The 22486-nt window shown below is 49.4% G+C and carries 18 protein-coding genes and 1 pseudogene; 18 read left to right on the top strand and 1 reads right to left on the bottom strand.

Annotated elements, in window-relative coordinates:
* The 18 genes and pseudogenes from ACB039_RS11020 to ACB039_RS10935 form a co-directional block, all read left to right on the top strand.
* The coding region (locus tag ACB039_RS11020; RefSeq protein ID WP_371165658.1) for a sugar phosphate nucleotidyltransferase at nucleotides 1-544 on the top strand (544 nt) is incomplete at its 5' end.
* Between the two features lie 49 nt (nucleotides 545-593).
* Complete coding sequence (gene rfbC, locus ACB039_RS11015; protein WP_371165657.1) at nucleotides 594-1142, top strand: dTDP-4-dehydrorhamnose 3,5-epimerase; 549 nt, start codon at nucleotides 594-596, stop codon at nucleotides 1140-1142.
* Between the two features lie 102 nt (nucleotides 1143-1244).
* On the top strand, nucleotides 1245-2762 hold the full coding sequence (locus ACB039_RS11010; RefSeq protein ID WP_371165656.1) for a lipopolysaccharide biosynthesis protein: 1518 nt from the start codon (nucleotides 1245-1247) through the stop codon (nucleotides 2760-2762).
* A 16-nt stretch (nucleotides 2763-2778) separates the two neighbouring features.
* A complete protein-coding gene (locus ACB039_RS11005; protein ID WP_371165655.1) occupies nucleotides 2779-4143 on the top strand; it encodes a Coenzyme F420 hydrogenase/dehydrogenase, beta subunit C-terminal domain in 1365 nt (454 codons plus the stop codon).
* A 53-nt stretch (nucleotides 4144-4196) separates the two neighbouring features.
* Nucleotides 4197-5348 carry a polysaccharide pyruvyl transferase family protein gene (locus ACB039_RS11000; protein WP_371165654.1) on the top strand — a complete coding sequence of 384 codons (1152 nt, stop codon included), beginning with the start codon at nucleotides 4197-4199 and terminating at the stop codon, nucleotides 5346-5348.
* A 73-nt stretch (nucleotides 5349-5421) separates the two neighbouring features.
* Nucleotides 5422-6345 carry a glycosyltransferase family A protein gene (locus ACB039_RS10995; RefSeq protein WP_371165653.1) on the top strand — a complete coding sequence of 308 codons (924 nt, stop codon included), beginning with the start codon at nucleotides 5422-5424 and terminating at the stop codon, nucleotides 6343-6345.
* A complete protein-coding gene (locus tag ACB039_RS10990; RefSeq protein ID WP_371165652.1) occupies nucleotides 6342-7364 on the top strand; it encodes an EpsG family protein in 1023 nt (340 codons plus the stop codon). Before ACB039_RS10995 ends, ACB039_RS10990 begins: the two co-directional genes overlap by 4 nt.
* A gap of 14 nt (nucleotides 7365-7378) precedes the next feature.
* Nucleotides 7379-8227 (top strand): glycosyltransferase, encoded by an 849-nt coding sequence (locus ACB039_RS10985; protein WP_371165651.1) that lies wholly within the window; start codon nucleotides 7379-7381, stop codon nucleotides 8225-8227.
* Entirely contained in the window at nucleotides 8217-9353 is a 1137-nt protein-coding gene (locus ACB039_RS10980; protein WP_371165650.1) for a glycoside hydrolase family 99-like domain-containing protein, read from the top strand. Before ACB039_RS10985 ends, ACB039_RS10980 begins: the two co-directional genes overlap by 11 nt.
* Before the next feature lie 2 nt (nucleotides 9354-9355).
* The gene (locus ACB039_RS10975) at nucleotides 9356-10252 is read left to right on the top strand and encodes a glycosyltransferase (protein WP_371165649.1); all 897 of its coding nucleotides are present in this window, start codon (nucleotides 9356-9358) and stop codon (nucleotides 10250-10252) included.
* Between the two features lie 231 nt (nucleotides 10253-10483).
* Complete coding sequence (locus ACB039_RS10970; protein WP_371165664.1) at nucleotides 10484-10771, top strand: transposase; 288 nt, start codon at nucleotides 10484-10486, stop codon at nucleotides 10769-10771.
* Nucleotides 10698-11137: pseudogene (locus tag ACB039_RS10965) on the top strand (transposase). The gene ACB039_RS10970 and the pseudogene ACB039_RS10965 overlap by 74 nt, the downstream one beginning before the upstream one ends.
* A 413-nt stretch (nucleotides 11138-11550) precedes the next feature.
* Nucleotides 11551-12603: a UDP-N-acetylglucosamine--undecaprenyl-phosphate N-acetylglucosaminephosphotransferase gene (gene wecA, locus ACB039_RS10960; protein WP_371165648.1), complete on the top strand. Its 1053-nt coding sequence runs from the start codon at nucleotides 11551-11553 to the stop codon at nucleotides 12601-12603.
* 110 nt (nucleotides 12604-12713) lie between these two features.
* Complete coding sequence (locus ACB039_RS10955; protein WP_371165647.1) at nucleotides 12714-13796, top strand: LPS O-antigen chain length determinant protein WzzB; 1083 nt, start codon at nucleotides 12714-12716, stop codon at nucleotides 13794-13796.
* A 99-nt stretch (nucleotides 13797-13895) separates the two neighbouring features.
* Nucleotides 13896-15602 (top strand): Wzy polymerase domain-containing protein, encoded by a 1707-nt coding sequence (locus ACB039_RS10950; RefSeq protein WP_371165646.1) that lies wholly within the window; start codon nucleotides 13896-13898, stop codon nucleotides 15600-15602.
* A 176-nt stretch (nucleotides 15603-15778) separates the two neighbouring features.
* Nucleotides 15779-16237, top strand: coding sequence for a glycine zipper 2TM domain-containing protein (locus ACB039_RS10945; RefSeq protein WP_371165645.1), 459 nt, complete (start codon nucleotides 15779-15781; stop codon nucleotides 16235-16237).
* 174 nt (nucleotides 16238-16411) lie between these two features.
* A complete protein-coding gene (locus ACB039_RS10940) occupies nucleotides 16412-17065 on the top strand; it encodes a YceH family protein (RefSeq protein WP_182788396.1) in 654 nt (217 codons plus the stop codon).
* A gap of 205 nt (nucleotides 17066-17270) precedes the next feature.
* Complete coding sequence (locus tag ACB039_RS10935; RefSeq protein WP_371165644.1) at nucleotides 17271-21107, top strand: DEAD/DEAH box helicase; 3837 nt, start codon at nucleotides 17271-17273, stop codon at nucleotides 21105-21107.
* Nucleotides 21108-21200: 93 nt separating this feature from the next.
* On the opposite strand, the gene ACB039_RS10930 is transcribed toward ACB039_RS10935, so the two are convergent.
* Nucleotides 21201-22094, bottom strand: coding sequence for a DNA replication terminus site-binding protein (locus ACB039_RS10930; protein ID WP_371165643.1), 894 nt, complete (start codon nucleotides 22092-22094; stop codon nucleotides 21201-21203).
* Nucleotides 22095-22486 lie beyond the last annotated feature (392 nt).

The raw sequence follows: 22486 nt of genomic DNA, 5'->3' as shown, positions 1-22486 counted from the left end.
TGACAATATCTTCTATGGCCACGACCTGCAGAAACAGTTGGAGGCAGCCGCAGCCAAGCCTTATGGCGCCACCGTGTTTGCCTATCACGTACATGATCCAGAGCGCTATGGCGTGGTGGAGTTTGATAAGCAGGGAACGGCGATTTCTCTGGAAGAGAAGCCACTCGAGCCCAAGAGCAACTATGCAGTGACCGGCCTCTATTTCTACGATAACAGCGTGGTGGAGATTGCGAAGAGCCTGAAGCCTTCTCCTCGTGGTGAGCTGGAAATTACCGACGTGAACCGTATCTACCTTGAGCAGGGGAATTTGTCGGTCGCCATGATGGGCCGTGGCTATGCCTGGCTCGATACCGGTACCCATGAAAGCCTGATTGAGGCGAGCAACTTTATTCAGACCATCGAACATCGCCAGGGATTGAAAGTGGCATGTCCTGAAGAAATTGCGTTCCACAAAGGCTTTATCACTGCCGAGCAGGTGATGAAACTGGCGGAGCCGTTGAAAAAGAACGCCTACGGTCAGTATCTGTTGAAAATGCTGAAGTAATAATGTCCCCATGGGGCTATCAGCCCCATTTATACACCAGGTATTCATGATGAATGTTATTCAAACCAAGATCCCCGATGTTTTTATCTTTGAGCCGAAAGTGTTCGGCGATGACCGTGGTTTTTTCTTTGAGAGTTTTAATCACCAGCAATTCGAAGCGGCCATAGGTCGTAGCGTGACCTTTGTACAAGATAACCACTCCAAATCATCCAAAGGCGTATTACGCGGCTTGCACTATCAACTGCCTCCCCACGCCCAGGGGAAACTGGTGCGCTGTGTCGCGGGTGAGGTGTTTGATGTTGCAGTGGATATCAGAAAAAGCTCACCGACCTTCGGACAATGGGTGGGTGTACATCTTTCTGGTGACAACAAACGTCAACTGTGGATCCCGGAAGGGTTTGCTCATGGGTTTGTAACTCTGAGCGAGACTGCAGAGTTTTTGTATAAGACAACCAATTACTATGCACCGCAGAGTGAAGGCTCAATCCGGTGGGATGATCCGCAAGTAGCAATTGAATGGCCTTTTGAAGGCGAGGTCAGTCTATCGAAGAACGATCACGAAGCGGTAGATTTTAGTTCGGCACTTATGTTTAATTAAAAATGCTGATACCAATGAGATAAAAAATAATGTGAGCTTTAATTCTATTCATATAAGTTGGTGATTAATAAAAATACTCTTGTCAATATAAAGTTGAAATAAATGACGAACTCAAGTAACAATCGGCGTATTGTTAAGAATACGCTGTTTCTTTATTTTAGGATGCTGTTAACCCTCGGAGTAACTCTATATACCTCGCGGGTGGTCCTCAATAATTTGGGGGTGGAGGATTTTGGTATTTATAACGTAGTCGGTGGGGTTGTTACCATGATGGCGTTTTTAAGTGGTGCTATGTCTTCTGCCTCTCAGCGCTTTTTGGCATTTGAATTGGGAAGAAATAACCTTGAGCAGTTAGCCAAGATATTTAAGATGAGCCTCAATATTCATTTGTTGATTGTGCTCATTGTTATTTTTGTGGCGCAAACCTTGGGGCTGTGGTTTGTCAATACTCAATTGGTTATCCCGCCAGATCGCTTAGCTGCCGCCAATTGGGTATTCCAGTGTGCCTTGTTCTCGTTTTGCTGCACCGTGTTGGGTGTGCCCTATAACGCAGCGATTATTGCCCATGAAAAGATGAGCGCGTTTGCTTATATCAGCATTGTCGATGTATTGCTTAAGTTAACAGTGGTTTTTCTATTGGCTGCATATGATGGCGACAAGCTGCAACTATATGCATTGTTGCTGGCCGTGGTGAGTCTGCTTATCTTGGTTTGTTATTATGCGTATGCCCGCTGGCAGTTCACGGTAACTAGATTTAGTTGGTATTGGAATGCCGATTTATTTAAAACCTTGTTTAGTTATACCGGTTGGAACTTATTTGGTAATGTAGCGGCGGTAGCGACTAACCAAGGAATTAACATTTTACTGAACCTATTTTTTGGTGCAACGATCAATGCTGCGCGTGCCATTGCTTTTCAAGTTAATAGTGCTGTTACTGGTTTTGTAAGTAGCTTACAGATGTCAATTAATCCTCAGATCATCAAGTCATACGCTACTGACAACCATGATTATATGTTGCAGCTGGTCTTTTCTGGTGCTAAATATTGTTTCTTTTTATTATATTTCTTATCTGTTCCATTCCTGTTACAAGCTGAGACAATATTAAACATCTGGCTAGGTGTGTTACCTGATTATTCAGCTACATTCTGTCGTTTAATTATAATTGATTCATTAATTATCTCATTATCTGGTACATTAATGACTGCATTTCAAGCGACCGGAAAAATAAAAAAATACCAGATAGTTGTCGGAGGATTGATATTGTGTAACTTACCGTTATCATACCTGTTTTTAAGCTTGGGATATAATGCACAAGTGACAATGTGGATCAGCATCATAATATCTCTTGCGGCCTTGTTTGTTCGTGTTTTTTTAATGTCCAGAATATTTTATGGGATATTGGCTAAGTTTAAGAATTTATTTTATAAAGTCATAATGGTTTTCGGGTTATCATTGTCTTTAGCAAATGCGATACCAGCCTTATATGGGAATATCATTATAAACTTTGCCGTTAGCTGTATATTACATTGGTCTGTGATTCTTTTATTTATACTCACAATAGGCATTGATAGCCAAGAGCGAACGTTTGTTTTTAATAAGATTAAAAATATTCTAAATTAATTAGGTGGGTGAAGGAATGAATAGCAATGCTATGATAAAAGCTGTGGTCGAAAATGATATGTGTATCGGTTGTGGTATGTGTGCAACACAATGTAAGACCGGCGCTATTAGTATGAAGATGAATGACTTCGGTTTTTATAATGCAAATGTTGATGATTTGCAAGAGGTAGATGAAAATGCTATCAAAGTTTGCCCATTTAATCCTAAGCCAGATGACAAAGTCAAAACGGAAAATGAAATTTCTGAGTTGTTTTTAACCCAAGCTCATAAGCAACATAATAAAATCGGTCGTTATATTAGTACCTATGCAGGTTATTCAGTTGTGCATCGTTTAACTTCGTCCTCTGGTGGTATTGCCACTTACACGTTAACGGAATTAATGCGCCGTGGTGAAGTTCAGCATGTAATTTCTGTAAAAACTGGACAAGCGATGGAGCATTATCAATATTCTATTATCAGTTCAATTGATGAGTTAGTTGATGCTGCCAAGACTAGATATTATCCAGTTACCCTTGCTGATGCTCTGAAGGATATAGCAAAATTAAATGGCAAGGTTGCTATTGTTGGGGTAGCCTGCTTTATTAAAGCCATTCGACTTGCGCAAGTTTACGATCCTGCTTTTTATGATAAAGTTGGTTTTATCATAGGTATTATTTGTGGGGGAGTAAAAAGTGCTTTCTTTGCGGAGTATTTAGCCAGTAAAGCAGGTGTTTCAGTAAAGGATTTTAGTAAACCTGAATTTAGAATTAAAGATAATGATAGTACCGCTTCAGATTATGCATATGGTTGTTTAGATAGAAATAACAGCCAGCAAACCATTAAAATGCGTAATGTTGGTGACATGTGGGGTACTGGTTTATTTAAAGCTAACGCTTGTGATTTTTGTGATGATGTGACAACAGAACTAGCCGATTTATCTGTTGGTGATGCTTGGTTAGAGCCATATGTACGAGATGGCCGTGGGCATAATGTACTCGTAACTCGTTCATTACTAGCGGATGATATCATTAAATCTGGCATGATGGATGGTACTTTAGTGATAGAAGAGTTAGCTGAAAGTACGTTTTTAGCTTCACAGCAAGGTAGTTATAATCATCGACATGATGGTTTGTCGTATAGAATAAAGCATGGTAGAACTGATAAAGGTGCCATACCACCTAAAAGATTTAACAAAAAACTAGCATCTCCATTGTTGATGTTAATTCAATCTTTGCGGATGAACTCTCGCAGAAAGAGTCTAGAAATCTGGAAAAAAGAAAAATTGGCATCAGTTTTTGATACTAAAATGAAAAAACACTTGTTTATTTTAAGACTTCTCACAAAGTTAAATCATTATCAGCGGGCAATATGGCGAAGAATTAATAGGGTTGTAAATTTTTAATTTAAATCATTATAGCTATTATATTAAGCACAATATAGTGTGAGGTTTAAGTGTTGAATAATAAAGTTGGATTGTTAAATTTCCACTACTCAGATCATAACTACGGTGCTGTATTGCAAGCTGCCGCATTAGCCGATGTCGTGACGCAACTTGGCTATAACGCAGAGCATATTGATTTTATACCTGCAAAAATTGAGCAGAAAAAAACACCGCGCCAACAATTAGTCGCTGTGCTAGCGGCGTTAGGGATTAAGTCACTTCTCAAGCGTCTATTGGGTAAAAAGGTCTACATAAAGCCTCAAGTCACCGGAAGTGAAGTATTTGAACAATTTCGCACAACCTGGATTCCCCGCAGCGCTCAAACGTACAGCGCAGCAACCCAGCTAAATACGATTGGTTCGACCTACGCTGCTGTCGTGGTGGGCAGTGATCAAGTTTGGCGTCCCAGCATGTTTGTGAACAAACAACAAGATATTGCGGCATACTTTTTATCTTTTTTGCCAAATTCCGTTAAGCGTATCTCTTACGCTGCCAGCTTTGGGGTGGATAAGTGGGAAGAAGCTCAAAACAGTGCACTAACTAAACGCGTGCATGACGCAATCAAAACATTTAGTGCGGTTTCAGTACGTGAACGGACTGGAGTAGCTATTTGCCGTGATCATTTTGGTGTGACTGCTCAGCACGTGCTTGATCCTACGCTATTAAACGGCGTAGAGTTTTTTGAGCGTGTGATAGTAAAGGCTGGTGTTAGCAAACAAAATGAAAATGTGGTTTATTACAAACTGGATGTTGATACTACATTTATTAGCGCTATCAAACATATCGGAGATATTTTTCAAGCTCCAACAGAAGATATTTACTACCAAATGAGTGAGACAGGATATCGTTTTATCCCTGTCGCTGACTGGTTAGCTAAAATTCGTGACAGTAAGTTTGTCGTCACCGATTCGTTTCATTGCGTATGCTTGGCAATCTTATTCAATAAAGAATTTATCTGTTTTGCCAATAGAGATCGTGGTCTAGCTCGTTTGCAAAGCCTACTGACAAGTTTAGGAATTGAAGGTCGTCTGTGTGAGCAACAACAATCGTTAACTAATTTTTTTTCTGATTGTAAACCTATTAATTATGCAAGTGTCAATGCCAAACTTAGCGAGATGCGTATCAGTTCGATGGCTTTTTTGCGGATAAATTTAAATGATATATAATATAATGTAGGTGAGTTATTCTGACTTGGATATTTAATATAAATTATTTTGGTGTTATATAATTATGAGTTCAATGCTATTTACGCTGCCAATACTCGTTATGACTCGCAATGATGGTTTTCTTCTAAAGCAATGTGTTGAGTCAATAGTCAATACGGTAACTATAGATACCACTATTTACATAATTGATAATAACTCTGATTCAGCTGAACAGCATTTTATTTTAAATGATTTGGCTGTAAAGTATAGCAACGTAAAACTAGTTTTTAATAAAAGTAATCTTTGGGTCATTGGGCTTAATACCACGATAAAAAAAATAAAAATAGAGCATAAAAGTGACTTCTTTTTTCTAACAGATGCTGATATTGATTTTAGCCACTGTGCTGCTAAGCCATGCTGGTTATCATACTTAGTTGAACAGTTAGAGAAAAATATATCTATAGGGAAGTTGGGGTTATCCTTATCTTGGGATTATTTGGAGAAAAATTCAGAGTTAAAAGAAATCCTCAAACAAGAGAAGAGCCTCTATTCAGAAAGACATAAAATAAATGACCTATACGTATCCTTCGTTGATACAACAGCTACTTTATTTCGTAATGATTGGTCAATTGATCCTTCATCTGGTCTTTATCCAGATCATATGCGCTATTTGCGGCCTGAATTATATTCATGTCGAACATCAAGATATATTACGGTAGAGCATCTTGGCTGGCATCTCTATATTAATACAGAGAAGATGACAACTCATCATATTAATTCAAAGATAAAATGTTTTACTTTAGTTGGTGGTGATGTAAAAAAAGAAATTTTAAAATTAGGCGATAAACGATACCAGTTTTTTTATAAGACATTCTCAAAAACTATTAAAAGGATGTGGTTCATTAGGCGATATTATTTCCTGATTACATATATATTTAGGAAAGGAATTGTCCATTTTGATGGGCAAGGCTATGTTGCTAAATATGCTAGAGACACAAGTGATATTGGTGTAGAATGATATATTATACATTATGGTTAGCATCTTTTGTTGCAGCTGCATTTGTTCCCTCTCGAATAATTCGCACCTTCTTAATTATTTTGTTGACGCTTGTATATTGGGGGCTAATCTCATTTCGAGGTGAAGGTGTTGATGCTGACTATGGTCAATATCTGGATTATATAAGAGATGCAATTAAGTATAATGAAAGCAGTAGAGGGGGATATCTCTTCGATTGTATTGCAAAGATTGTTTATTATGCTGGATTCCCTATATCTTTTATTTTCTCAGTATATGCGTTATCAGTTCCGATAAAAGTATATCTTTTTTCAAAGTTTCCCACTTATAGTCATGCTATTTTTATTGGCTATGTCGGTTTTTTTATATACTTGCATGATTTCACACAGATAAGAGCTGGTCTAGCTATTGCACTTGGCTATTGGGCATTGTATTTAAGATTCGTATCGGCTAGTAAATTCTGGATGGTTCTTGCTGGAGTCTCAGTATTGGTTCATCCTTCTTTGTTATTGTTATTTGTATTTGCTTTTATTAGCTCCTATATCTCTATATATGTACTTTTTATTGTAATGGTTCTATCTATCATTATTGCTTGGCTAGAACTATTGAATCCAGTAATTGATAAATTGATATATTTAATTGATAGTAAAGACTTGACACTATACTATAATATTGCGTTGAGTGGGCCGGGTATGAAACCATTTGGAGTGTTTCCATTAATATGCGTGTCTTTAACTCTATCGATTGGTTATATACTCCCCAAATATCATCAGTTAGATAAACTGACAGTCTTGTTTATCAAGATGTTGTTCATGTCTCAAATATCATGGTATTTATTCTACATTATCCCGGTATTTTCAGGTCGCATCAGTCAGTTATTTCTATTTTCAATAATTTTTTTATTGCCAATTCTGTCAAAAATAACATTCAAATTTTATATATTAATTCCTGCTGCATTTAGCTTTTTGGGTTTTGCCGCATTTATGTATGCAGGGGGGCTTTTAAAGGATTATAATTTTTAAAGGCGATGGGGCTTATGAATATTAAAATAGTTGTTGTTATCTTCAATATAGAAATGAAGAATAGTCCAACTCTGTTATCTTTGGCTGAACAGAAAACACCTAGTTTTTCTCCTGCGGAATTGATAATTTATGATAATTCGTTTGCGTCTGTTTATGATTCTGAAATTATCAATATTCTAAAGAATGAGTTTGTAGTTTCTTATAAACATACGCCGCAGAATCTTACGTTGAGAGAAATATATAATCTTGAAATTAAAGAAATAAAAGAAAGTGATTATATATTGTTTCTTGACGATGATACAGATTTACCTGCTAATTATCTGTTGACCTCATACTCATACATAAATAGCCATCCAGAAGTAAATTTATTCTCACCACTGATATATGTCCATGATAAGTTATATAGTCCGCATAGAAGCTACTCGTACTTTAATATGCCATTAACGAATGTGACTGTGGGGGTAGTCAGTACAAAGAATAGATCTGTGATAAACAGTGGTATAATTGTTGCCGGGAGATACTTTATAAAATCAGGATTTCTATACCCTGATTTTGTTGATTTCTATGGTACGGATAGAGTTTTTTTTGACCACTATGCTTCTTTACATGAAGACTATTGCGTAATGAACATACCTGTACAGCATGATGTGAGTAACCATCCTCAAAATAGTTGTAGTGAGGATTATTCCAGAGTATTAAATAGAGTGAATTATTTTTGGATAAGATATTTATCCTATCAGAATAAATCAGCCTTTTCATATAAGTTATTTATGTTACTTTATGCTTTTAAAATCTCTCTTCAACGAAGAAATACTATTTTTTTAAAATCGGCTATTAAATTAGGTTTTTCAAATGAAAGATGAAAAGTATCGTATATTTCCATTTTATTTTCCCCAGTTTTATTCGACGCTTGAAAATAATAAATGGTGGGGAGAGGGATTTACCGACTGGGAGCTAGTAAAGGTTGCTAAAGCTGTTGATTCAGAGCAGGTTCAGCCACGATTGCCAGTAAATGGTTTTTATGACCAATCGTCTCCAGATGTAATTGCTTCTCAGGCTACATTAGCCAAAAAATATGGGATTTCAGGATTTAATTTCTATCATTACTGGTTTGATGGCAAAGTCCTTTTGGATGCACCAATTAATAACCTATATCATAACAAAAATATTGATATTGAATATTTCTTTACTTGGGCTAATGAGACATGGACAAGACAATGGATTGGTAAACCTAATGATATACTTATTGAGCAGGAGCATAAGCCTGATGAGCATATATGGGAAAGTCACTATAAATATCTGAGAATGTTTTTCTTTGACTCAAGATATGTAAAAATAAATAATAAGCCCATGCTTTGTATTTATAGAGCTGAATTAATTAATAAGTTGGATAAGTGGGTGGAATTCATAAATAAAAAAGCAAGACTTGATGGTTTTTCTGGGATCCATCTTGTTGCACTACGAGCTTATGAAATATCTGATGCTGGAAGCATATATAAAAACTTTGACATGATTGTTAACTTTCAGCCGCGATTTTCTATTAATAGTAAACTCAAAAAAACATCTAATTATATGAAGTTTATAGAGAGAATTCTCAGAAGATGCCCAGAAAGCATTCAGTTGAAGATAGCTCGTCTACATAGTAAGAAGTCATACAAAAAGTTTAATTATAATGATTATATCTTATCCATGAAGGACGATGCTGTAACCTTTAATAATAAGCCTATATATCCTGTAGTATTTCCCGATTGGGATAATGCACCACGCTATAAAGAAAGAGCAACTTTTTTTTCGGGAGTTTCTATTGAGCTGTTTAAAAAGGCATTGGATGTTGCAAAGGAAAAAGTTGCCACCCATGAACACAGATTTATTTTTATTAATGCATGGAATGAGTGGTCGGAGAGTGCATATCTAGAGGCCGACACTAAAAATGGCTATCAGAAATTAGATGTTGTTCGTGAAGCTTTTAAAGTAAATGAAAGTAACTAATAATGCATAAACATAAAGTGGCAATTTTACTCTCGGCCTATAACGGTGAGCAGTGGATTGAAGAGCAACTGAGATCTATAATAGAGCAAAACAATATTTCTCTTGATATTTATATAAGTATAGATGAGTCAACTGATAGAACGCTTGATATCTGTCAAGCATATGCAACAAAAAATAATAACATAACGATATTACCATATGGTTTTAAATTCGGTGGTGCGGGGAAAAATTTCTTTAGATTACTAGCTGATACCGATTTGACTGGCTATGATTATATAGCTTTCAGCGATCAAGATGATATTTGGCATGAAGATAAATTGGCTAAGGCCATCAACCAATTACAAAAATATGACTGTTATTCTTCCAATGTCATCGCTTTTTGGGAAGATGGCAAAGAGACATTAATCGATAAAGCGCAGCCGCAACGTGAGTGTGATTTTTTATTTGAAGCTGCTGGACCTGGTTGCACCTATGTATTTAAGAGGGAAGTAGCCATCGCATTTAAAACTTGGTTACTTGAATGCTATGAACAAATAAGTGAAGATATTGCGCTGCACGACTGGCTGCTTTATGCTTTTTCCCGTAGCCGTGGGTATCGTTGGTTTATCGATCCTGAGCCTATGATGCTCTATCGGCAACATGCGAATAACCAAGTCGGCACTAATAATAGCTTTGCTGCAGCTAAAAAACGACTGAAATTGATAAGTAGTAAATGGTATAGAAATCAAGTCCTCAGTATTTCTGAGTATTTAGGCTTGCGTGAAATGCCAATTTTAAAACTCGGGTTAAATAATGGATATAAAGGCAATATTTATTTGTTGATTCGTGTGGGTCAGTTAAGGCGCAGGTTGAGAGATAGATTAGCATTAGCATTTTTCTTATTTTTTAATTTATTTTAGTTTTTAATCATCTTGTTTTAATTGTTCACCAGCATCCCATAGAAATTTTCCTCGATGATGATGTATCACTAATTATGATGGCTTTCAGGCGGCGTTATTGCCACAAATAGATGCGGTTTGAATGGAGCTAACTGAGGAGGCAGTGACCCGATCACCATTATCCGCTTCAAGTCAGTATTTATGGGCGAGGCGCTTCACCCCATCATCAACTGGTCTTAATACAACAAACCTCTGATTTCTCGTGGCTTTCTCACCTTCTGGGTTGATGCCAACGCCATGAACAACTGGTTCCACCAGGACCATCACGGGCGACGGGGACCTAGTCAGTTCTACACCGACCAGACCATCTGTACCTTCCTGATGCTCAAGGGGATTTTCAGCCTCACTCTGCGAGCCACTCCGTGGTTATTCGACTCCCTGTTCGAGCTGATGAATATGCTGCGGTGTGCCCAAAATTACAGCTGTGTCAGCAAGTGCGTCCACACCGTATCGGCAGCCCCGAAAGGTGATCCTTACTGACCTGGTTATCGACTCGATCGGCCTGAAGGTATTTGGAGAGAGCGAATGTAAAGTCAGAAAACATGGCGCCGAAAAGCGGCGGGTCTGGCACAAGTTGTATCTGGCGGTAGACCCGGCAACTCACGATATCGTGGCGGCGGAAGTGTCGCTGGAAAATGTCCATGATACTGAGGTGCTGCCGACATTAACCCACTGCGATGCAAGCTGGGCCGTGTGTATACGGATGGTGCCTATGACAGCAAAGCCAGCCATCGGCTGATAGCGCGCAAAGGAGCGACAGCCTCTATCCCGCCTCGCAAGAACGCGGGGTTATGGAAAAAGGGACACCCGAGAAATGAGGCTGTACTGGTGATGTGCAAGGACTAGGGCTGGCGCACTGGGAGAAGATATCGGTGTATCACAGTCGCTCGCTAGCGGAGACGGCGATGTATAGATTCAAGCAGTTGATGATGGGTAAAAATCAGTCTTCTAAAATACAACGGTCAGGTGGGGTAAGTAATGGCATATGTGAGTGCGATAAACAAACTGAATACCCTTGGTCTGCCTGTAGCCCAAAGAGTAGCTGTCATTTGGGGCCAGGATAGTTGCGGTGTAATGGCTGATTTAGGCAATAAAGTCCTTTCAGGCATAAAAAATATGGAAAGGGGAATATCAACAGTACTGCCAATGTAAATAGGCAGTAATACTTGTGTTTTTATTGATCAGGTTATAGTCACCACTTCACTTAATAGGAGTGGTGGCGGAACTTAAATAATATCTTTTCATATTTGGAGCCGGGAATGGAGTATATTTTATTCTTTGTTTTCTCTTTCGCTATCCTTTTCTTTTTTAGAAAATTGGCAAAAAAAATAAATTTGGTGGACCGCCCTAATGAACGTAAAGTACATCAGGGACTTGTACCTTTGGTGGGGGGGATTTCAATCTATTTTACGCTGATGTTGGCGCTATGGCTTAAACCTGAGTTACTTATTAATTCGGATATCTATGTACTTTGTGCCTCCGTCTTGGTGATGATGGGGGCAATCGATGATAAATATGATGTTGATTACCGCGTCAGGTTAGTGGTGCAGATCCTGATCTCTTGTGCGATGATTTTCGCCGCTGGGCTTTCTTTAAAGAGCTTGGGTCATATTTTCTTCGGCTACGAAGTCGATTTGGGCCCGCTTGGATATATTGTTACCATATTTGCTGTTCTTGGCGCTATTAATGCCTTTAATATGGTGGATGGTATCGATGGTTTATTGGGTGGGCTCACTATGGTGACCTTCGGGGCACTCTCATATATCCACTACGCCGATGGGCAACTGCCGTTGGCCCGTTTCTGCCTGATGATGATGATCGTGGTGGTGCCCTATATCTGCCTGAATCTGGGGTTCCCCTTTGGGGGGCGCAAAAAGGTCTTTATGGGGGACGCGGGTAGTATGTTGATCGGCTTTACCGTAATCTGGGTATTGTTGCAGGGCACTCAGGGGCCAAAGGCACAAATGAACCCGGTCACAGCACTCTGGTTAATTGCCATTCCGCTGATGGATATGATCTGCATCATGGTACGGCGTATTCGTAAAGGCGTTTCGCCATTCAGACCGGATCGCGAGCATCTGCATCATATCTGCCTGCGGGCTGGACTTTCATCCCATCAAGCCTTGGTGGTGATTTGCGGTACTGCGGCCCTGCTGGCTGTTGTGGGCATTGCACTCGAATATGGCTCAGTGCCGGAGTGGGTCAGCTTGTTGTTATTTTCTCTGGTGTTTGTTCTCTATTATCAGTTGCTTAACAATATCTGGCGTATTCTCGCCAAGATTAAGCCAAAAACTGCCTGTGAGCCTAATTAAATTGGGCAGTTCCAGTGCTGGCGATTGAAAATATACCCCTGATATTGTCTGATAAAGCTTGCCGGGCACCTTTATTACTTCTCTGAATCGACTAGGATACGAATGTCATTATGACTAACAAAGAAATAACCCCAAGATCTGACTCTCATCTGCCACAAGGCTGGCAAGCTGCTTCTGATGAGATCGATCTGCGTGAGCTGATCCTGGTGTTATGGCGCCAGAAGATCCTGATCCTGCTGGTCACAGGCGTGTTTGCCGCAGCAGGTATTGCCTACGCCCTGTTGGCACCCCAGGTCTGGATCAGCCAAGCCGAGATCAAGCAGCCCACCCTCAAGGAGGTGGAATCACTCGAGCTCAATATCAACCAGCTGATCAACGCTAAGATCCCGGCCTCAGCCTTTGTCTCCTTCAACAAGAAGGCGCTTTACGGTGATTTTATAAACAACTTCAATAGCTTCAATAACAAGCGTCAGTTCCTGATGGAGCAAGGCTATCTGGATGCCGAGGCCGCGCAGTCTGGAATCACTGACCCGAAAGGCAAGCGGCTGCTGCTCAAAAAAATGGCAGAGGGGATCAGCGCCAAGGCCCCGGACAAATTGCGTGAAGATGTCATCCTCTCCTTTGCCGCAGACACGGCGACCGAGGCGAAGCAGCGTCTGGAGCAATATATCGATTTCATCCAGCAGCAGGAGTCGATGGCCAAGGGCAAGGAGCTCAACACCATCTGGCAGAACCGGATCAAGACGCTGCAGACCCAGTTCGAAAGTGCCAAAATCGATACCCTCAAGCAGTTGCAAGACGACATATTGCGTACCGAATACAGCCTGCGTATCACTAAGGCGGCCGGGATCGAGGCACCGGTGCAGAACCTGCAAGATCAGGGCAGCTTGGCCATTGACCTCGGAGCCCGCGCCTTGGCCGAAAAGCTCAAGATCCTCAAGGAGATCAAGAACCCCGAGTTCATGAATCCGGGGATTGGAGCGCTGCGTCTGCAACTGAACAGCCTCCAGGCCATCAAGATCGAGGCACTGCCATTCCAGTCTTTCGCCTACCTAGCCTCGCCGAGTGAACCATTGAGCCGCGACAAACCCAAGCGCCCCTTGATCGTGGTATTGGCTACCCTGCTTGGCGGCATGCTGGGAGTGGGCATAGTGCTGGTGCGTCATGCGTTTCGCAGGCCAGAGTCGGTATGATGGCGATGAAGTAAACAAAGGGGGGGGCGGTTGCCCCCTTTTGCGTATGGGATGTTTGGTGATGACACCATGGTAATGACACGGCAGGGATCAGGGACGATGAGGACAACAACAGGGATCTTTGGCTTGCTCAGCATTCTTTATTGGCTGCTGGGTATGCACTTTTTCATGCACAACCCGGGCGGGGCCGGTCTCTATCTGCCCTTCAACGCCTGGGGCTGGATCTTCGCGAGCCTGGTCATGGCCCTGGGGCTGTGGCAGGTCACTCTCAGCCAGCGGCTGAGGGTCTCGCCACTGCTGACGGTCCTGTGGTTAGGCGGCTTACTGATGTTACTGCCCATGGCCTATCCGGGCTTCGAGCTCAGGGACTATGCCATCCCCCGCTTGTTGGGGCTGTTTGCCGGTCTGCTGTTTCTCGCCTGCCTATACCAGTGGCAACTGGAGCGCCAGATACGGGATCGGTTGCTTTACCTGCTGCTGGGGGCGGTGGCCATCGAGGCGTTGCTCGGCCTGGTGCAGTACTACCTGCTGGTGCCGGGCAACTGGATAGGCTATGACACCCGGGCCAATCGCCCTTACGGCATCTTCCAACAACCCAATGTGATGGCGAGCTTCATGGCGACCGGTTTGTCGCTGGCTATCTGGCTTCAGATGCGAGGACACGCCAATCCCTGGCTCAAGGGACTGCGTCATGGCGTGATCCTGGCAACATCCTTGCTGCTGGTGGTACTGCAGTCCCGGGTGGGTCAGCTGGGAGGCGCCTTGGCCCTGATCCTGTTGCTGCCACAGTTGAATCGCGAGCGGCAGCTGGGCCGGGTGCTGGGGCTGGTTGCGCTGGGCATAACGCTCGGGCTGGCATCCCAGTTCTGGATGGCGGGGGTCAGGCGGGGGCTTGAGATGTATCAGTCCGGCGGTATGAGATCCATCTACTGGCCCTATGCCGCCAAGCTGATCGCCGAAGCGCCCTGGACCGGCTGGGGCTATGGTAGTTTCGAGTCGGTATTCCTCCAGCACTACATGGCCGACAAGGCCCTCAATCCCGCCATGGTGCAGATCGAATACAACCTGGATCACCCTCACAACGAATTCCTCTACTGGGCGGTGGAGGGCGGCCTGGCTCCCATGCTCGGCATGGCGCTGATGGGGGGGGGCTTGCTGTGGCGACTGGGTCGAGCCGGTTGGGTCAAGGGGTCGGCGCTGCTGGCGTTGGTGCTCCCCATACTGCTGCACACCCAGACCGAATATCCCTTCTATCACGCCATTGTCCTGTGGTGGGCGCTGCTGCTGCTCATTCATGTGCTGGATGCGGAGGTGGAAGAGCAGGCCCATGCCAACTGGCGGGAGTATGTCTGTCGTCCCTGGCTGCTGCTGCGCTTCGCGGCCATAGCCATCCCCCTCATTGTCGTGCCCTTTATGCTGACGGCCCTGCATACCGCCTGGGTGGTGACCAAGTATGAACGGGGAGGGTACAAGCAGCCGGCGCTGCTGCTCGACATCGTCAATCCCCTGGCCTGGTTGACTCGGGTGGAGTTTGATGTCAACGCGGTGCGCCTGATGGTGGGTTTGCAGGCCAACAACAAGGCGGAGCTGGAAGCCTATCTCGACTGGGGGCAGGCGTTCGTGCGCCATACCCCCAGGGCCAACATCTACGCCAACATGGTGATCGCCCTCAATGCGCTGGGGCGGGCCGAAGAGGCCGACCGTCTGCGGGCCGATGCGTTGGTGCTCTATCCCGGTGAGCCCTTGCTCACCGGCTCGGCGGCCAAGTCGGTCGCCGCGACCCTGGAGCCCAAACCCTCCTCATGAGCGGGCCGGGCACCACTGTTCCTGACTCCATCACGGCCGCCTCGCGGCCGTGATCATTTCCATCCCAGGCAAGCTCACAGTCAGGATTGGCGGTGTAGTCTCCCGAATGGAGATGGCGGGCCGCGCAAGCGCGGTGCTGGCGCCATCGAGTCTCAGTCGTCATCGGAGTCGACATCGTGAAGAAGATTGCATCCATGGTTACCAGCCTGCTCATCCTGATGGGCACACCGGCCCTCGCGGGCACCAGCGCCCAGGTGGAATATGGCACAGTGCAAGAGAGCCACATCCTGACCCAGGAGGCGGCGCCTCAGCAGGGTGGAGCACGGCCACTGCGCACCATAGGTGCCGCCGCTCTGGGGGCTGCCGTCGGCAGCCAGTTTGGCGGTGGTTCGGGCCAGACAGTCGCGACTACTGTGGGGGCCGTGGCGGGGGCCGAGGCCTCCCGTCGCCGCCAGGGCAACCAGCAGAGTGTGCAGGGCAAGCAGATGGTCGAGCTGTTGATCAAGACCGAGGCGGGAAAACTGCTCAACGTGAAGCAGGATCAGGATCAGGATCCCGCGCTCACGTTCAACAAGGGGGACAAGGTTCGCATCCTGACGACGGGAACGGATACCCGGGTCGACAAGTCCGTCTAGGGGCACAGCCTGGTGGCGGTATGATGCCAGGGCGAGCCCCCTTGCCGCGGCCGGATTGTACGATGTTTCATCAAGGGTTTCCTCGGCTCGCAAAAATGCGGTTCAGTACTGGACGGCGAGATCGCCTTGGCTAAGATAACCGTCTTAACGTCTTGTTTGGCAAGGGAGTATGAAATGGAGATAGTACTAGGCCCATTAGAGGCTCGCGTGATCGGCTGTCTGATAGAGAAAGAGATCTGCACGCCGGATCAGTACCCTCTCTCTCTCAATGCGCTGGTCAACGCCTGCAATCAGAAGAGCAATCGCGAACCCGTGCTCGAGCTCGCCGAGCTGGACATTCGCGCCGTCATCGACGAGTTGATCCGCCGCCGCCTGGTGGTCAACACCGCCGGTTTCAATGCCCGGGTGCCTCGCTATCAGCACCGTTTCTGCAACACCGAGTTCGGTGAACTGAAGTTCAGTGCCCAAGAACTTGGCATCATCTGCGAGCTCTTGCTGCGTGGCCCCCAGACTCCGGGTGAGCTGCGCTCGCGCACCAACCGGCTGTGCAGCTTCGACGATGTGACCCAGGTGGATGCGGTGCTGGCCGGGCTGGTCGAGCGGGGGCCCTATGTGGTCAAGTTGCCCCGGGAGCCGGGCAAGCGGGAATCACGCTATGCCCACCTGTTTGGCGGCGAAATCGATCTGGAAGCCTTGGCCGAGGCCGCTCCCGCCAGCAGCTATGGCTCTCCTGCCACCGATCGCCTGAGCCAGCTGGAAGAGGAAGTTGAGCGCCTCAAGTCGCAGTTGCAGACCCTGGAAGCCCGTCTGGCGCACCTGGAAGGCTGAATCCGGTGAGTTTGCTTACCCCATCAAGAGGCGCTGCGGCGCCTTTTTTCATGCCCTGCTGGCCGCCCGCAGAAGAGGGTCTGCCCGGCCCCTGTCCCCACTTTTATGAGCCTGACCGCTTTTTTTGTACTAATTCGCGGTTAAGGGTCGAGCCGCCGCCGCTTTCCCGTTAAAATTCCGCCTTTGCACCTGCCCGCGAGTTCTGATGTCAGCCTTCACCCTCTCTTCGGATTGCCATGCCCTGCTCAGCGAGCTGCAACTGCAGCGCGCCGCCAGTACCCGTTATTTGCAAGACACGCTGTATGCGCAGCGCTCGCCCGGGCAGGCGCTGACGGAGCGGCTTAACCAGTTGCAGCAGCAAGGGCTGATACGGCTGCGCACCGAGCAGCAGTGGAGTCTGACGGCGGAGGGCACCCTGACCCTGATCCTGGCGGTGCGATCAGGGGCCTGCCCCATGCCGGACTGGACGCGGGTCCCCTCGGTCACCGGTCAGGAGATGGCACAAGGGGTGGTGCGCGAACTCTGTCTGGGGGCGGCGGGGCAGATCCCCGCCTACTACCAGAGTGCGGATCTCTTGAGCCTGCTCGACCAGCCCGATGCCCACCTCCTGCTGCCTGGCTCAAGCCCTGCCTGGCAACAGCTGCTGCTGGAACATTTCGCCCTGCAGACCCTGCTCGATGCCGAGCCTGAGGCGCGCTGGCCGTTGGCGTCCGTGACCGCGGCCTGCGCCCCCGCGCTGGCAAGCCACCTCGAGGCGCTGGCCAACGAGTGGGACTGGCTCTGCGGCCCGCTGGCTGGCGAGGTGACCACTCACTGGCTAGCTCTGCAACAGTTGGCCGAGCAGAGTGATGAACAACCTCTGGCGGAGCGGCTGCTTGCCGCGTTGGGGCAGGCGCCAGCGGCGCACGAGCCCTGGCCCAGGATGTTCAGCGCCCTGCTCTGGCTTGGCTGGCTGCAGCAGGCCGATCCCGTGCTCGCCAGCGAGCAGCGCAAGAAGTGGCAGCGCAGCCTTGGCAACCATTTCCCCCTGCTTTCGGATTTGCTGGGACAGTGGGCCGGTGATCGTCACGGTCAGGCGATAGGCCTGTTCGATACCCTGCAACTGCCGCTGGAGGAGCTCCACTGGGGCTACCTCTGGCTGGATCTCTGCGCCCTCGCACGCCACGGCGAGCAGAGCCCCCAGGTGGCCATACTGCACAAGTGGGATCTCTCCCACGTGCTGGAGGCCGAGCCCCGTCATCGCCTGATGGCTTTCTGTCAGGATCTGCTGCGCCTCTTGCTGGGGGAGGGGGCCGAGCGTCCCCCGTTGCAGCAACTGCGTGCCGCTCCGGCTCTCGATGCGACCAGCGACGCCGAGGATGAGGACAAGACCCCCGCCTCGGCCAGTTGGCTCAACTGGTTGCAGGGGCTGGGGCGCTCCAGCGGCGTGCGCAAGGCGCAGGAGCGGCTGGTATGGCTGCTCCATGCCGAAGGGCCCGAGCTCGAGTGCAAGATCCAGAAGCAGAGCACCAAGGGGGAGTGGACCGCCGGGCGCCGGGTCGATCCTGCCCTGCTCTCCACCCAGTATGCCTCCCTGCTCGACGAGGCGGACTGGACGCTGGTGCGCACCCTGCCACGGGGCATGAGCAAGCTGCCGCGGGAGGCCTGGGCCCCCCTGGCCAGCCATCCGCGCCTGTTCAACGCCAAGGGACAGAAACTGCAACTGGCTATCAGTGCCCCCTTGTTGCAAATCGTCGCCACCGAGCAGGGCATGAGCGCCGTCTTGAGCCCGGCCGCCGCGGCGCGCGGGGCGCACATCGTACCCCTGGCCCAGGATCTGTGGCAGCTCATCCTGACCCCTCAGGCGCTGCTGGACAGACTGCCAGCGCTGGAATCCATACCGCTGCTGCCAGCGGACGGGCTCGCCGAGCTGCAACGCACCCTGGACGCCATTCCCGAGCAGCCCTGGCACAGCCAGGTCGAGGGGCTCAGTGGCAATGCCGAGCTGACCCCCTGGCCCGGAGTGCCTTCGGTCCAGCTGGACTGGCAGGATGGTCAGCTGGTGGTCCAGCTGGTGACCCGGGAGGGGGAGTTGCCGCCGTTGCCGCTCGGCAAGGGGGAGGCCATAGTGCGCCAGGGGGTCAGAGACTATCACTACTGGCAACGGGATCTGGCCGCCGAGAAGGCCGAGGCCCAGTTGCTGCGCAACCAGTTGCCCATCGGCCTGCCGGGCAACGAATGGAAGCTGGATGGTGAGCAGGCACTGACCCTGGTCAATGCGCTGCCCGAGCTAGTGGACGCCGGAGTGGTCGTTCACTGGCATCAGGACAGCGCCCGTCTCAAGAGCCTCGACGAGGCGGCCCTGAGCCTGCGCATCGAGCGTCGCCAGGACTGGTTCCAGGTGGAGGGCGCGCTGGCGCTGGACGAGCATCAGATCCTCGACTTGCGCCTCATCCTGCGCCAGCTGACCCCGGGTCAGCGCACCGTTCAGCTCGACGAGAAGACCAGTCTGATGCTGAGCGACAAGCTGGTGGAGCGCCTCACCATGCTGGGGGCCATGCTGGACACCGAGCAGCGCATCAACAACAAGCTGGCCTACCCATTGGCCCGCCTGCTGTCGGCGGTGACCACAGCCGGGGATGATGCCTGGCACTCACTGCAGCAGGAGTGGCAGCAGGAGGTGGAGTGTGCCCCCGAGCTCTTGACGGCGCTGCGGGACTATCAGAAGGAGGGGGTACGCTGGATGGCGACCCTGGCCCACCATGGCTTCGGTGCCTGTCTCGCCGATGACATGGGCCTTGGCAAGACGCTGCAGGCGCTCATGGTGCTGCGCATGCGCCAGCACCTCGGCCCCGCCCTGGTGGTGGTGCCCAAGTCCGTGGTCACCAACTGGCAGGAGGAGGTGACGCGGTTTGCCCCCGAGCTGGAGGTGGTGGTGTTCGAGAACCCCGCCGAGCGGGAGACCCTGATCCAGGAGGCCAGGGCGGGCCAGATCATCCTGGTCAACTACGGCATGCTCGGCAGCCTGGCCCAGTCCCTGAAGTCCCGCCGCTGGGCGAGCATGGTGCTGGACGAGGCGCAGCAGATCAAGAATGCCGGCACCCAGCGGGCCAAGCTGCTGTTCCAGCTCGAAGGGGATTTTCGCCTGGCCCTCTCCGGCACCCCCATCGAGAACCACCTGGGGGAGCTGTGGAGCCTGTTCACCTTCATCAACCCGGGCCTGCTCGGCAGCCTCGGCGAGTTCAAGCGCCGCTTCGGCAAGGCGGTGAAGGATCCTCAGCACATGGCGCTGTTGCGGGCGGTGATCAGCCCCTTCATCCTGCGACGCCTCAAGCAGCAGGTGCTGACCGAGCTGCCGGACAAGACCGAGATCATCCACCACATCAGCCTCTCCCCCGAGGAGCGTCAGCTCTATGAGGCGACCCGGCGCGAGGTGGTGCAGCAGGTGCAAAGCGCCGATGGTCGTGCCCTGATGCACGTGCTGAGCGGCCTGACCCGCCTGCGGCGGCTCTGCTGCTCCCCCAAGCTGGTGATGCCGGAGTGGTCCCAGACCAGCAGCAAGCTTGACGAGGCCATGGCGCTGCTGGACGAAGCCATCGATGGCGGGCACCGGGTGCTGGTGTTCAGCCAGTTTGTCGATCTGCTGAGCCTGCTGCGGGCCCGCATCGAGCAGCGGCAATGGGACTACTGCTACCTGGACGGGGGCTGCTCCGCCAAGTCCCGTCAGGAGTCCATACTGCGGTTCCGTCACGACCCTGTTCCCCTGTTCCTCATCAGCCTCAAGGCGGGGGGCACGGGTCTCAACCTGACCCAGGCCGATACCGTGTTGCACCTGGATCCCTGGTGGAACCCGGCGGTGGAGGATCAGGCGAGCGATCGGGCCCATCGCATGGGGCAGACCCAGCCGGTGACCGTCTATCGACTGGTGTGTGAGCAGACGGTGGAAGAGAAGATAGTGGCGCTGCACGACGAGAAGCGGGCCCTGGCCGATGGCCTCTTGAGCGGCCAGTCCGAGGTGCGCGGCCTGGATGTGGAGAGCTTGCGCGCCCTGCTGATGAGCTAGGAGCTGTGCTGGTTGCCTGTGTGCGAGAGGGGGATGGTCCTGGTGGCCATCCCCCTCTCTGTTTCAGGGACTCATGGCTCTGGCCAGGAGGCGCTAGCCCTGATAACGGTAGAGGTGCAGCCGCTCTATGATGGCTTCGCCGCCAATCTTGCGATCCCGCCGCGCCTGGCGCAGCTTGGGCGGATAGTGGCCCAGATGGGTGACGGCGGGTTGGGTATCCGAGCAAAGCAGCAGGGGCAGGCTCGCCTTGAGCTGCTGCTTGCGCGGCGCCCTGTCCTGCCAGAGCAGGTTGATCATGGGATGGGTCTTGACCGGCCGGCGGATCCGCAGCTGCACATCCGCAGGTAGGCGGCGGATGTCATACACCTCCTGATCCACCATCTTGCTCCACTCCTCGTTGCTGGAGAGTGCCGGCACATAGCGGCGGCTGCGCTCCAGCATTTCCAGCACCTGCTCGCGGCTGAGGCGGCTGATGCTCTGCTTGTCGGCCCAGGTGAAGCCGAGGGAATGCAGCTCTCCGGTGAGCAGAGTGAGCTTGCGATAGACCTGCAGGGTGATGACCCCGGGTAGAGCGCTGTGCACCAGTTCGAACTTCTCGTCCCGCCCGCCGGCGGCCTGTACCAGGGCCTTGAAGGCGAGCTTGTGGCCGTTGATCTCGTCGAGCAGCGGCTGCAACAGGGAGGCGCAGGCGGCGGGGAAGCGCAACCAGCCAGGCAGCCGGTGAGTCGCCTTGGTGGAGCAGCCTGGGCGGGCGCTGTGATCCTGATAGGCGGTCAGGGTGGCGGCCAGCGCCGCCTCGCCCGAGAGATAGCCCACTTCGATGGCCTCGATGGGATCGTGCTCTTCCCCTTGTGGCACGGCGGGCAGGGGATAGACATGGGCCTCCAGCAACTCGAGCTGGCCGAGCTGTCTGGCGAGACGGGCAAGGGCGTCTTCCAGCGCGTCCATCTGTTGACGCAGGGCGGCGGTGGGGGTAAAGGTGTCCATCGGCATATCCTGTCTGTTCCCCCAATCCGTCACCCGAAAGGTGGAGATCTGGGAGCATGATTGAACTACTGTATAAATAACCATACCAGTATGACGGGAAGGCGCCAAGTGCCGCCTTTCAAGCGCCGTCCGGAGGCGGCAGCCCTGGTCGCCTTCCGAGGGTTGCCTGTCTGTATCATCCTGTTAAATAACGATCTTTAAGTGATCCAATGATTAACAATTGGCGCCTGGGCCGAGGTAGCCACGCCCTGTCTGGCACTCGGGCTCTGCATAGCTAATGTGGGAAACTGCATACTTAGAAGCAGATGATGCAGGAGAAAATGCTGTTGGGCAGAGGGAGGGAATGTCTGGTTAATATTTTACATATAAATCAACGCTTTGTGTTTCACCCC

The sequence above is a fragment of the Aeromonas sp. S2(2024) genome, assembly GCF_041402505.1.
Lineage (GTDB): Bacteria > Pseudomonadota > Gammaproteobacteria > Enterobacterales > Aeromonadaceae > Aeromonas > Aeromonas media.
This window is presented reverse-complemented; position numbering and strand designations above follow the sequence as displayed.

Excerpts from the sequence above, each read along its gene's own strand:
- ACB039_RS10950 (WP_371165646.1), top strand. The coding sequence starts at position 13,896 with ATGAGGACAACAACAGGGATCTTTGGCTTGCTCAGCATTCTTTATTGG.
- rfbC (WP_371165657.1), top strand. The coding sequence starts at position 594 with ATGAATGTTATTCAAACCAAGATCCCCGATGTTTTTATCTTTGAGCCG.
- ACB039_RS10980 (WP_371165650.1), top strand. The coding sequence starts at position 8,217 with ATGAAAGATGAAAAGTATCGTATATTTCCATTTTATTTTCCCCAGTTT.
- ACB039_RS10930 (WP_371165643.1), bottom strand. The coding sequence starts at position 22,094 with ATGGACACCTTTACCCCCACCGCCGCCCTGCGTCAACAGATGGACGCG.
- ACB039_RS10985 (WP_371165651.1), top strand. The coding sequence starts at position 7,379 with ATGAATATTAAAATAGTTGTTGTTATCTTCAATATAGAAATGAAGAAT.
- ACB039_RS10975 (WP_371165649.1), top strand. The coding sequence starts at position 9,356 with ATGCATAAACATAAAGTGGCAATTTTACTCTCGGCCTATAACGGTGAG.
- ACB039_RS11010 (WP_371165656.1), top strand. The coding sequence starts at position 1,245 with ATGACGAACTCAAGTAACAATCGGCGTATTGTTAAGAATACGCTGTTT.
- ACB039_RS11005 (WP_371165655.1), top strand. The coding sequence starts at position 2,779 with ATGAATAGCAATGCTATGATAAAAGCTGTGGTCGAAAATGATATGTGT.
- ACB039_RS10940 (WP_182788396.1), top strand. The coding sequence starts at position 16,412 with ATGGAGATAGTACTAGGCCCATTAGAGGCTCGCGTGATCGGCTGTCTG.
- ACB039_RS10995 (WP_371165653.1), top strand. The coding sequence starts at position 5,422 with ATGCTATTTACGCTGCCAATACTCGTTATGACTCGCAATGATGGTTTT.
- ACB039_RS10955 (WP_371165647.1), top strand. The coding sequence starts at position 12,714 with ATGACTAACAAAGAAATAACCCCAAGATCTGACTCTCATCTGCCACAA.
- ACB039_RS10990 (WP_371165652.1), top strand. The coding sequence starts at position 6,342 with ATGATATATTATACATTATGGTTAGCATCTTTTGTTGCAGCTGCATTT.
- wecA (WP_371165648.1), top strand. The coding sequence starts at position 11,551 with ATGGAGTATATTTTATTCTTTGTTTTCTCTTTCGCTATCCTTTTCTTT.
- ACB039_RS10935 (WP_371165644.1), top strand. The coding sequence starts at position 17,271 with ATGTCAGCCTTCACCCTCTCTTCGGATTGCCATGCCCTGCTCAGCGAG.